The sequence below is a fragment of the Flavobacterium sp. NPDC079362 genome, assembly GCF_050267765.1.
Lineage (GTDB): Bacteria > Bacteroidota > Bacteroidia > Flavobacteriales > Flavobacteriaceae > Flavobacterium > Flavobacterium azizsancarii.
On the sequence record NZ_JBNNFM010000002.1, the window covers coordinates 205,757 to 218,052 of the forward strand.

Consider the following 12,296-nt stretch of genomic DNA (forward strand, 5'->3'; position numbering starts at 1 on the left):
AATTCGTTTTTGTTTTACATAAAAATATTAATATATGTCTCTGATTCGTTTTAGTGTTCTTTTTTTATTATTTACTTCAATTTGTTCCGCTCAGGATGATATACAATTAAAAAATGTCAGTGATACTATTCTCAATACCAAGAGAACTTTACAATTATCTGATCAGCTTGATGGCGTTAAAACGATGCAAAAATTGTTTCCCGGTAAATTATACAAGCTTTCTGACGACAATACTTTTTTGAGTTGGAAATGCAAAAGCTGTAAACCGGTGGCTTATAAAGATGTTAATGGTACTGAAGGCGATCAACTATTTCCCTATAAAGAAGGTGTTGCGACAAGACTTCTTGAAAATATAAATTACACGGATTCAAAGGGCAATCAATTTAAATTGTTGTTTTTTAATCACTCCGTTTATGATGGGGACGGAGGACAAACAGGAAGATTTTCCGGAGGTTTGGTGGGTGTTGCCAAGTTTGCAAAAAATGATAATGTTTGGCAAATGAGATCTTTTCAGCCGGCAATTGCTGCTTTTGGTGCTTTCTCAAGAGCTCCTTCTCCTAAATTGATCGAAATTGGTGATGATCAGTACGCTTTTACATTAGTACATTCAAATGGAGGTGCTGGTGCACCGTATTACGATTATCTATATTTAATAGTTGGTTTTAATGGAAAGTATCAGCCTTTGATGGAAGTAGACAATTATGCGCTGTCAAATACCGGAGGCGGCACAAATTGGTCAAGTTCATATAAAGTTGTAAATGATTCGGATAAAAAATATTTCAGGGATTTTGTCATTACAACAACGGGATTTTACCGTAAGTCAAAAGGCGGAGATGAAGAATATGAAGTCGATATGCCGAAAGAAGTAAGTGAGATGGCTAAAACAAAAAAACAATTTAATTTTTCAATAGAAAGACATTTTTCTTTTAAAGGGAAATGGTATAATATTGTAGGCAAACCTATTGTAAAGTATTCTAACGTAAAATAGTATTTTGATTAATTCAAATATAAAATTGAAGCTAAACCCAGACCGGCAATAAATACCCACAGAATAACTCCCTGTAACAAAGGCTTCACTCCTACTGATCGTAGTGTATTAATGTTTAAAGTAGCTCCAATTAAAAACAAGGTAATTGTTAGACCAATCTTAGCTACATTCACAATAAACGGCGCAATAACTGCAGTAGCGGGAACATAGGTGTTAAAAAGCATTGCAAGAATAAATAAACCTATAAAATAAGGAATCTTGATTTTTTGGGATTTATTTTTAAAAATTGCAGCCGTGATGAGAGAAATAGGAATAATCCATAATGCTCGTGCTAATTTTACAGTTGTTGCGATTTGCAATGCTTCGGCACCGTATTTATTAGCTGCACCTACAACAGAACTGGTATCATGAATAGCAATGGCGCACCATAAGCCAAATTCTTTTTGTGACAAATCTAGTTGATGTCCGATAAATGGAAAAACGAATAATGCTATTGAATTAAGGATAAAAATAACTCCCAAAGCAATTGATGTTTGATTTTCGTTTGATTTAATTACCGGTGAAATCGCGGCAATAGCACTTCCTCCGCAAATAGCAGTTCCGCAAGAAATTAAGTGTGATGTTTTTTTATTAGTTTTAAGCCATTTCCCTAAAAATGTACCTAATAGTAAAGTACTAAAAATCGAGAATACAGTTAGCAAAAAACCTTCTTTTCCTGCTGAAATTGCAGCTGTAGCATTCATTCCGAAACCTAAACCAACTACTGAAAATTGTAATAAATAAGTAATAGCGACATGATTGAATTCGACAAAAGGATTACCAAAAACATTAACCATTACGACTCCCAGTAATAAAGCGACCGGTGCAGAAATAATAGAAAATAAACACAATAGGATTATTAAAGCAAAAATAGCTTGTTGTATGTAAAGATTGACCTGGAATAAATGTGTCGATGTATGTTGTTTTGTTTTCAAAATAATAATTTTAATATTTCTCTACAAAGGTCTGCTCTTTACACCGCAATCACTAATCGCAAATTGCAATCGACTATAACTCTAAGTTATAATAAGAAGACATATTCTGTATAAATAATTCTGATAAAGAATCTGATTTACCCAATAAAGTTATAATATAAAAATAACGTTCAATAGAAAGATTAGTGACGTCTAACACTATTAATTCATTATTTTTAAGCTCCTTGCCTACCGCGTGTATTGACATAAAAGCAAAACAATCAGAGTTTAATAAATATGATTTTATGCTTTCTGTAGATCCTAACTGCATCTCGATTTGTAAATCTGTTATTTTTACATTGACTTGTTTCAAAGCAAATTCAATAACTTCAAGTGTTCCGGAACCACGCTCCCGGGTTATAAATTTCATCGCTTTTAAATCTTCTAATGAAATTTCGTTTTGTTTTACAAAAGGATTTTTGATATTACAAACCAAAACCAATTCGTCTTTTAAAAACGGAATATATTTAATCAACTGATTTTTAGATTGCCCTTCGACAATTCCTATTTCTATTTCTTTGCTGATTAAAGCATTTTCTATTTGTTCTGTATTTCCGTTTAGTAAATTGACTTTAATGTCTTTTTGCTTTTGATGAAAGCGGGCCAAAACTGGGGAAATAATATATTGCGAAATTGTAGTGCTGGCTCCCAATCTTAATAAACCTTTACGCTCGTTGATAAAAGAACTCATATCAAAGTCGATCTTGCGATAGATTTCGAAGATGTTTTTGGTATGTTTTAGTAGAATTTCTCCGGCAGGAGTTAATGCAATTTTAGAACCATTACGTTCAAAAAGCTTAATTTTATAGGTTTCCTCGAGTTCCTGGATATGTTTAGAAACTGCCGGCTGCGATATATATAATTCCTGAGCTGCTTTAGTAAAATTAAGGCGGAGCGCAACGGTGTAGAAAACTTTTAGCCTGAAATCCATAATCATAAATTTATAATTCGTAACCCACTTTCCTCCACAATATTTTTTTGAAATAAAATATTCTAAAATTTATAAAAAAAGTTCAGGTCGATACTCAAAATGCATTGTGTCGTAATGTTTCCAATTTCCTCCCCAAATAAAGCCATATTTTTCAAAAATTGAAATTAGCTTTACAGGAATTTGATTTCTATACGAAAGAATAGCTTCTTCATTTTTACATTTACAATCCCATTGCCAATAATTGGAATTTTTGACATTAATATCTATAGTCATTCCATAACTATGCGTACTCAATCGGTTTGTTCCTGAAATTTTTCTCCAACTAAATGTACCTCCAATAGCATTAATATATTTTTTAAATTCTGGATTATTATCTAATTCTGCCGAGAGTTTTTTTACTATTTTATCAATTCCATTCACTGTTGTGACTTTTATTTTTTGATTGACTAATTTTGGGCACCAAATAATTTCAGTCATTTTTGATTCAACTTCTGATTTTGAATTTCCGTAAATTTTCTTAAAAAAAGCTTCATTTCGAATTCTTCCTGCATCTTCCTTTGGAATTAAATTCTTATTTACTTTATTATAAACAAACTTAAATTGATCTTCAATATCTGGATTTTCCAACAATTCCTGATTCGTTTTATTTTTAAAATCATCGTAAATCAAACTAGATTTATCACTAAAAATAATTTTATTATCTTTATAACCAACAACTTGATCTGGATATGCTTTAATTAATTTTTGAACATTCAATGGGATTTCCTGCGAAAAAACATTTTGGAATATAAGGACTAAAAAAAGGAATCGTTTCATTTAAAAACGTTTTAATTGTGAAGAACTAAAAGTCCATTCAGGCGTTTTCAGAGTGGTTCCAAAATCGACAGTATACCAGGGACTCAACGAACTATTATTTGGATTTTTTAATATTTGGATTTCCTGTGCTGGCATATAGCTTTGTGCTAATAGCATAATTTTTTGGTTATTTTTTGGATTCACGGCTATATCAACCACAATAACAGCGTGACCTGGAAAGCCACCTTTTATAAAGACATCTCCAATTTTTACGTCTGTAACATTAATTGATTTCAGTTCTTTTTCTAACGAAGCAGTTCCGGCATACATAAAAACCGTCTCTAAATATTTCCAATAGGTTTGATAACTATCAGATGGCTTTGCAGTTTTAACCCAACTGGTTTTGTTGCCTTTAATTGCAATTCTGTAACCTTCAGCCCATTTACTAAAATCAACTCGAAAACCATTTGTAAAATTAAAATGTATTTTATCGTACTGTTTTTGGCTATAAAAATAATCCGCTCGCAAACGCATCACAGCATCAGCACATTGATGCAAATCTTGTTTTCCAATGGGTAAATCAACAACCGCTTCATAAACGTTTCGATTTGATTTTACAGTTCCGTTAAAATACAAAACACTTGAACCTGAAGCCTTTAATGGAAGATTTCGTAAAAAAGATCCAAACGAAGTTTTAGATTCCTCTTCTCTCACAAATCCTGGAGGTGGTTGAAAACGTTGCTGAATCGTATTTCCCAAAAGGTTGCTTTGGTTAGTATTGTTTGTCTTTGAAAATGAAAAAAAACAAAAAATCACCATCAAAATTACTACAATAAATAAGAATTTAACTTTCATAATTTATACTTTTAATTCATAACCACAAGATCACAAAAAGCTAGAGAGAATGCGATTATATTTCATCACAACATTCCATTATATTTCCTAACAAACCATTCCGTAGTCAATACCGCAGCAATTAAAATCAATAACCAAACCCAATCAATTAGCGGAGTCTTGGTTGAAACATTTTTTTCTATCGATTTATATTCTTTATTTTCCAGAAGTTGCTGAATCAAATCATCGGCCTGATCTTCGAAAAAAGCTTTTCCGTTTGTTTGCAGCGCCAATTGTTTTAGCTTTAAAACATCAGGATTTACAAATTGTTTTTCAATATCAAAATCTAAAATCTCAAAATGACTTGAATATAACGTGTTCGTGTTTAACTCTTTTACTGTAAAATTATATTTTCCTGTAGACAATCCGTCTAAATTTACTGAGAACGAATTATTCCCTTTTAATAAATCGTAGTTTTTGGCTTGTTTTGTTTCTGCATTTGTAACTGCAATGGTCAATCTGGCTTTTTCGTCAAATTCATAATTTTTATTAAAGTACTGCGCATTGATCACAATTGCTTCTCCTGAATTATAAAAACTTTCGTGTGTTACTACGAGTGATTTTTTAGAAGTTGTCGAAACCAAATACTGAATTATCTTGTCTATAAAAATATCGTATTTTTCAAATGACTGATTATCAACATGACTTTGCAAACGCCATTTCCAGCTGTTTTCTCCTAGAAGAAAAGAAGTTCTTTTGCCCTGATTTTCGGTAAAAGCTAATAAAGGCGCGTTGGTAGCGACATTTCTGATTTTAGAAGAAAGCAAAACGGAGACATTTCCGTTTGTAGTAATCGTTCCGAATAAATTTTGCAATGGTGGGAAATTTTCGAAACCAATATTATCGATCGCAAACAGATTAAATTGCGATTGAAACTCACATAAATAATCTTCTCTTTGATTGCTCATTTTAAAAACCAGACTGTTCTGTTGCTGGTTCAAAAAATTAAAATCAGTACTGGTTCCTGTAATAATAAAGGTATTGGTTCCTGCTAATTTATTATTATCAAAAATTGCTTTAAAACTTGAATTTGGTTGATATAAAACTAAAACAGAAGCTTCTTGTAACTGATTAATATCATTAGGTTTAGCCAATATCACTTTACGCTGTGCATTAACTTCAATAGAACGTTTTAACGCTGCGATATCAGGATGATTTATAGAAGAAACTATGGCGATGGTCGACTTTTGATCAATAATTTCAACAGCAAAATTTTTGACATTATTATAACTATTCTTTTCTTTTGAACCAGAAGAAATACTGGCTTTAAAAATTTGTAATCCTACTTTATCTGCAGGCAATAACAAATTTAAAGCAGCTGTTTTTTTTGAGGCTGAAAAAGAAACTTTTTCTTTGGCAACAACATTATTTCCCTGTGTAATGGTAAAATCGGCATTTACATTTTTATCTCCGGAATATTGCAGAAAAACTTCAACCGGAAATTTATTTTTATGAAATGCGTATTTGTTAACGTTAAGCTGATTGATTTTTAAATCAAGAAAAGTGGTTGTATCTCCCACAACCAAAGGATAAACTTTATTAGCAGGATCAAAGCGATATACGTAATCGTTTCCTGTAGTTTGATTTCCGTCAGTAATTATAACCGTCGGGAAAATCAGGTTTTTATTGATGCTTTTTAGATTTTTGGCAACTTCGTCAAGATTTGTTTGTTTTCCTTTGAAATCAAATTTGTCCGAAGGTTTAAAATCTGCATCAAATTGATACGATTGAATTTCAAATTTTTCCTTAAGTGCAGGATTCGAAATTAGTTTTTGATATAATTCGGCAACTTTTTTATCTGATTTTAAAACTTCAATCGAACTCGAATTATCTACCGCAATAGCCAAAGGTGTTTTAGTGATTTGCAGCGAATTTTTAGTCATTATTGGGTTTATCAACAAAACCAACAGGCCGAAAATAGCTAAAAAACGTAAAAAAGCCAAAAACCAAATCACATTGGATTTGTTTTTGGCTTTAAAAAAATATTGAAAATACGATAACCCACCCGCTATTACTAAAGAAAGTAATAATAATAGAATCGTGTTTGTAGTCATATTTTATGTAGTTTGTAGATTATAGTTTTTAGTTTATGGTTGCAGAACAATAAACAACAAGCCATAAACAATTAACTTTTTAAGTAAGCATTCCTCCGCAAACATTAAGCACTTGCCCTGTAACATAAGCACTCATATCTGACGCTAGGAAAAGACATGCATTTGCAACATCTTCAACAGTTCCGCCACGTTTTAACGGAATTCCGTCTCTCCATCCTTTTACTACATCTTCCGGTAATTTTGCAGTCATTTCAGTTTCAATAAATCCAGGAGCAATTGCATTGCAACGAATATTACGGGAACCTAACTCTAATGCTACAGATTTTGTAAAACCAATTGCACCTGCTTTAGAAGCGGCGTAATTTGTTTGTCCTGCGTTTCCGGAAACCCCAACAACAGAACTAATATTAATGATTGAACCTGCGCGTTGTTTTAGGAAAGTCTTCTGAATCGCTTTTGTCATATTAAATACTGACTTCAGGTTTACATCAATAACCTGATCAAAATCAGCTTCAGACATACGCATTAATAAATTATCTTTTGTAATTCCTGCGTTATTAATTAAAATATCAACTGTTCCAAAATCAGCTAAAACAGCATCAACAAAAGTTTGTGATTCATTAAAATCGGCGGCATTCGACTGGTATCCTTTTGCTTTTATTCCTAAACCGTTTAACTCAGCTTCTAGAGCCTGAGCAGATTCTACAGATGAGCTATATGTAAACGCCACATTTGCACCATGTTTAGCAAAAACTTCTGCAATTCCTCTTCCAATTCCACGACTAGCGCCTGTAATAATGGCAACTTTTCCTTCTAGTAATTTCATATTCAAAATTAATTTAATATTTATTTGTAGCTTAATCTCGATATCCACTATATTTTTTTCCTTGCTAAAAAACAGAAAAGTATATTGCATTTATCAAAGCTATGAATGACTTGTCAAATATATGATAATTCCCTTTTTAAAAAAATAACAATAGTATAAATTATGAATTTGGAAGTTTCTTTAAAAATAATGTAGATAAAAAAAACCGCTTCAGATTGTGAAACGGTTTAATTATTAAAAATGTCTTATAAAATTATGGACACAGTGGGCCATCTCCATCTACTGTTTCAAAGCACTTAGGTACTGGCTGATTTATACAGGGTGTTAGATATTGTCCCATTACCGCACCGTCTCCCTTTTCACAATCATAAGTTAAGGTGTTTCCGCCACCTGCAATATTTTTTTGCTCGTTACGACTCAAAATCTCTACTCCTTTAAAATTCAAAATTGTTTTTAACATAATGATTAAATTGTTTGATGTTTATATACTCAATCCTTTTATCTGTTGAGTTTCAGACAAAAAACCAAACACAACTATTTGATTTTCAATATAAAAATACGAAAAAACATCTATTAAAATGATTTTTTATAAGATTTAACTCTAATTACATGAAAAGAAAAAAGCAACTCATTTTTGAGTTGCTTTTTCTTTTCATGTTAAATTGAATATTTAATTTTGGCTTATGGCGAAAAATAAAATTCCAAGTATAACTGCTGAAATTAATATGCTATACATTGAAAATTTAAAATTTTCAGTATTATTAAGTTTGTCCTCTTTTCTCTTTTTTTTTAGATCAATAGTAATTATTAAAATCAAGACTAAAATTAAAAGCTATAAATAATATCTGTTGTATTCCGGATATATTCCTGAAATAGTTACCAACGCTAAGCCTCATAAAAAACAACAATATTTATTGGGATAAAAACCTTCTTCATCATATTTTATTAAATTACTATTTTTAATTTTTTTCACAAATTAAGCGTCTAACTTTCTTTCTATGATTTAGCTTAAAAAAAGGCAATTCAATTGAACTGCCTTTTATCAAAAATAATTAATTAAGTTGCCAAGTGTTCATTCTAAATGAACTTGAAGCACCAGTAAAGGTGTAAACAGTATTTGAATAAGTTAATTTGTAACTTTCTTTTTTTACATAGATTCCACTAGGATCTGTTAGATAACTATCGAAATTCTTAAGAAATGCTGGAACTGTACCTGTTGACCAAGATTTATGTTTCAGGATAATTTTTTTACCAGTCGCATCTTCTACAACATCTACGTAATGGAAGATAGCTGCTCTTCCTACAAATGTATAATAGATGAAATTTCCAAGGGAATGATTTGTATAAATCTGTATAGATGATACTGATACGCCTGCTGGTAAAGCAGCGTTAATTCCAGCAAGTTCCTTTTTAAATAATTGTGAATTTGTAGGTGCGCTTTCCGTAAAATCACCAACATAATAACCAAAGTTAGTAAATATTTTACCCGGGAGTAATATTTTATAATCATCAGTTAATCTTGGCGGTGCATTTGAGAATCTAATAGTAGCACTAACTCCTCCGGTACCTGTAGCGATAAAATTATTGCTGACACTATCATAAACAAAATTTGATAATTTTTGTCCTTTTACCACTAAAGCTGGTTTAACAATAGCACCTGTTGGAGTATAGGAAAGAGCCAGATTATAAATTTGATTTGTAGAGGCATCTAAAGATGTTGCAATACCAAAACGCGCTTTTGGATTGAAATCAAAATCGAATAACTTCACTGCACTACCATCATTAATTTCTAACAATCTAAACAAGGGGCTAGTTATTCCTCCTGTAATCTTTTCAATTATTGGAGTGTTTTTAGGTAAATCTGTCCAGTCCTGTGGTTTCGCTTTTACAAATCTTAATTCCTTAAAATTCCTGTTTGTTTTAAAAATAATATCTCCATTCTCCTGACCGTAATAGAAAAATTGGAAATCACCCAAATATCCTTTACCTCTAAGGGCCGCGGTAGGATAATTATCTGACTCTGATAACAGATGTATTCTACTAGCTGTTGTGAAAACTAAACTTACTGTACTTCCTAATTGAATATCATACTGACTTCTTTTAACACCGGTATCTCCATCGAAATCTGATGCCATATCTACTTTTCCGTCAGGCAGAAATTTGAATAAATGTGTAAATCCTCCTAATTGTGTACTATCTGTATAATAAACCGCTTTCCACCCATCTGCGGAAGAAAGCAATAAATCATTTAATTCTTTTTCCCTAGCATTTAATCTATCTATAGGGTTCTGATCAAATTTCGAATCAGCTTCTGTACTCGTACAAGAACCTAGTAGTATTGCCGCAAAAGCAACTAATAAATACTTATATATATATTTTATTTTCATAATATTGATTTTTATTAATTATTGCTCATTATTATTTATAATTACTTTTTAAGAACTGCATCTGTATTTTTTTGTGCCTCATCTCTTAAAGCATAGAAATCCATATTAAAGGCATCTTTATAATATTGTACTACAATAGCTTCTTTCTTTTGAATACTTGCTTTACCTGCAGGATCTGTAATACTTGCAAGAATTGCAGCATATTCTGCTTTAGAGCTTGTTAATATTGTAGAAGCGGTTTCTGCAAAATCTTCATAAATATTTAATCTTGCATAACTTGTTATAAAACCTAATTCTCTTGAATCTTCAATTTCTTCAACATACCAACTGGTAGTATATCCTGACGGTGTTAATTTAGACCAGGCCTGTTCATCAAAAGGTTTAGTTTGATTTAGAATGTGCACATACTCGTGCTGAATAGTATGAATAAACTCAGTAACATCCGGTCTGCTATTTTTATTTAAATAATCTACCTGAAAAAGTGTAACTCTTTGTCCTCCTTCTGCTAAACCTAATGTTCTTGTACCAGTTGTATTTAAGTTTACCCCTCCTACTAAAACAAATTCTCTTGGTGCAATTTTCTTTACAAAATTCGCACCTCCTATAGTCGTGTAACTGTCTATCCATATTGTTTTAACAATCTCAAGAGCTGGCTTTACCTTTTCTATAGTTGGTGGAAATAAATAACGAGTATTATCTACCAGATTTTGATTCCATTCATAATATACTTTGATATTATAAGGATCCAAGAAACCAGTATCAATCCATTTGTCTAATTCCGTTTTAGTAGACTGTGAAAAATCTAATTGACTTTCTGTAGGCTGATCTTCATGTGCACAAGAAATAAATAATATTGTCCCTGTAATCATTAAAATCGTTTTATATCTTTTTAATATTTTCATAATAAATTAAATTAAATTTTTATCTAGGATTTAGTTCGATTCCATTATCAGAAGCTCTAACTGGTATCTGTAATGCTCTACGTTTGTCATCTTTTACTAAAACATTATGTCTTGATACTTGCCCAAACTCAAAAGTATCGTGTTCTACAACAAGATTAAAACGCTTGATATCAAACCACCTAACACCCTCATGCAAAAAATCTCTTCTTCTTGCTTCTGCAATAGCTTTTATATAAGAAGCCTGTACAGGAGTTAGCGGATAAAACGGTGTAAACTCATCTGCTATTACTGGAAATTTTTCTATCACTTTTGCTTGTGTTAACTTATCTGTCGCTGGATTGTATCCTGAAGTTCTTGTTGCTAAAAAGTATTCTAATTCAGCATTCGCTTCTGTAATTTGATTTTTCATTACATGTGCTTCAATTCTATTCAGGAAAAACTCATCATTACTTAAAAGAACTGTACTGGTATAAGGATCACCAACACCTGCTGTTAAATTTGTATATTTAAAATACTCATAAAGCTTAGGTACCAAAACCGTTTGCCCCCCTTTGTATTGGCCTGCTGCACGTATTAACCAGGCTTTATTAAAAAGACTAGTTTCTTTTCCTAAAATTAAATCTACTTTGTTTCCTGCCAGAGTAAATCTATTTGTAAAGCTTCTACTCCAGATTGATTCCGGATAAGCTACTAATAAATTTGTTGCTTGCTCTACCTTAGAATATTCAATAGGCATCTGAGCAAAAGCAACTGCATTAAAAGCTGCATAATCTCTAAGAGTAGTCGGTTTTGAGCCCAATCCATTTGAAAACTCAAGTACCTTATCCCAATCTCCTTTTACTAAATAAAAACGACTGGCAAAAGCTTTTGTAGCCTCTACATTAAAATGGTACTTTGGTTCTTTATAATTACTAGTAACATATTTCAATCCTTCATTAATGTCTTTCTCGATAAAATCAAATACTTCCTTAACTGTGTTTCGTTTGTATTTTACTAATAAAGCTCCTTCCGGCTCTGTTATATACGGAACCCCTAAATCCGTAGCAGCTGTCGCAGGGTTGTATCTATTTGCCCATAATTGAACCAACATAAAATGAGAATAAGCTCTTGCTATTAATGCCTCTCCCTTTTGAGGATTCAAACTAGTTAGGTTACCCAATTGATCGATAGCTTCTAAGGCTTGATTTGCAGCTGCTATAGCCTTATAGGAAGAATTCCAAAATGCTGCCTCTGTATCTTCTGCAAATTGAGTCTGCATTTCCCAGTTGTAACTTTGTTTATTGTCCAAGTCTGACCCTGGTAATGCACTATCGAATACATTATCAGACATTGTTTCTGCAATCGCCATATACGTCCTGTTAGGATAAGCGGTTACTAATAATTCTGAGATCTTTTCTGGTGTATTTATTTGTGTTCTGTTATCTGGCACTTCTGAAAGAAATTCATCACAACTACTAATACTAACAAGTAATACTAATGAAAGTGCTATTTTTATATTTTTCATAA

At 31.8% G+C, this 12,296-nt stretch carries 11 protein-coding genes; 1 reads left to right on the forward strand and 10 read right to left on the reverse strand.

What is annotated here, in order from left to right:
• Positions 1–34: 34 nt before the first annotated feature.
• Positions 35–988, forward strand: coding sequence for a hypothetical protein (locus ACQKCJ_RS03140; RefSeq protein WP_271337558.1), 954 nt, complete (start codon positions 35–37; stop codon positions 986–988).
• Positions 989–996: 8 nt separating this feature from the next.
• On the opposite strand, the gene ACQKCJ_RS03145 is transcribed toward ACQKCJ_RS03140, so the two are convergent.
• The 10 genes from ACQKCJ_RS03145 to ACQKCJ_RS03190 form a co-directional block, all read right to left on the reverse strand.
• Positions 997–1,962, reverse strand: coding sequence for a YeiH family protein (locus ACQKCJ_RS03145; protein ID WP_427401341.1), 966 nt, complete (start codon positions 1,960–1,962; stop codon positions 997–999).
• A gap of 73 nt (positions 1,963–2,035) precedes the next feature.
• The gene (locus ACQKCJ_RS03150; protein ID WP_271337560.1) at positions 2,036–2,932 is read right to left on the reverse strand and encodes a LysR family transcriptional regulator; all 897 of its coding nucleotides are present in this window, start codon (positions 2,930–2,932) and stop codon (positions 2,036–2,038) included.
• A 69-nt stretch (positions 2,933–3,001) separates the two neighbouring features.
• Entirely contained in the window at positions 3,002–3,688 is a 687-nt protein-coding gene (locus ACQKCJ_RS03155) for a M15 family metallopeptidase (protein ID WP_271337561.1), read from the reverse strand.
• A 60-nt stretch (positions 3,689–3,748) separates the two neighbouring features.
• On the reverse strand, positions 3,749–4,582 hold the full coding sequence (locus tag ACQKCJ_RS03160) for a DUF4846 domain-containing protein (protein ID WP_271337562.1): 834 nt from the start codon (positions 4,580–4,582) through the stop codon (positions 3,749–3,751).
• A 65-nt stretch (positions 4,583–4,647) separates the two neighbouring features.
• Positions 4,648–6,675 carry a hypothetical protein gene (locus ACQKCJ_RS03165; RefSeq protein ID WP_427401342.1) on the reverse strand — a complete coding sequence of 676 codons (2,028 nt, stop codon included), beginning with the start codon at positions 6,673–6,675 and terminating at the stop codon, positions 4,648–4,650.
• Between the two features lie 79 nt (positions 6,676–6,754).
• Positions 6,755–7,501 (reverse strand): 3-oxoacyl-[acyl-carrier-protein] reductase, encoded by a 747-nt coding sequence (fabG, locus tag ACQKCJ_RS03170; protein WP_271337564.1) that lies wholly within the window; start codon positions 7,499–7,501, stop codon positions 6,755–6,757.
• Positions 7,502–7,754: 253 nt separating this feature from the next.
• Positions 7,755–7,961 (reverse strand): hypothetical protein, encoded by a 207-nt coding sequence (locus ACQKCJ_RS03175; protein WP_271337565.1) that lies wholly within the window; start codon positions 7,959–7,961, stop codon positions 7,755–7,757.
• Positions 7,962–8,553: 592 nt separating this feature from the next.
• Positions 8,554–9,888, reverse strand: coding sequence for a DUF4302 domain-containing protein (locus ACQKCJ_RS03180; RefSeq protein ID WP_271337566.1), 1,335 nt, complete (start codon positions 9,886–9,888; stop codon positions 8,554–8,556).
• A 41-nt stretch (positions 9,889–9,929) separates the two neighbouring features.
• On the reverse strand, positions 9,930–10,790 hold the full coding sequence (locus tag ACQKCJ_RS03185) for a zinc-binding metallopeptidase (RefSeq protein ID WP_271337567.1): 861 nt from the start codon (positions 10,788–10,790) through the stop codon (positions 9,930–9,932).
• A gap of 19 nt (positions 10,791–10,809) precedes the next feature.
• A complete protein-coding gene (locus tag ACQKCJ_RS03190; protein WP_271337568.1) occupies positions 10,810–12,294 on the reverse strand; it encodes a RagB/SusD family nutrient uptake outer membrane protein in 1,485 nt (494 codons plus the stop codon).
• Between the last annotated feature and the right edge of the window lie 2 nt (positions 12,295–12,296).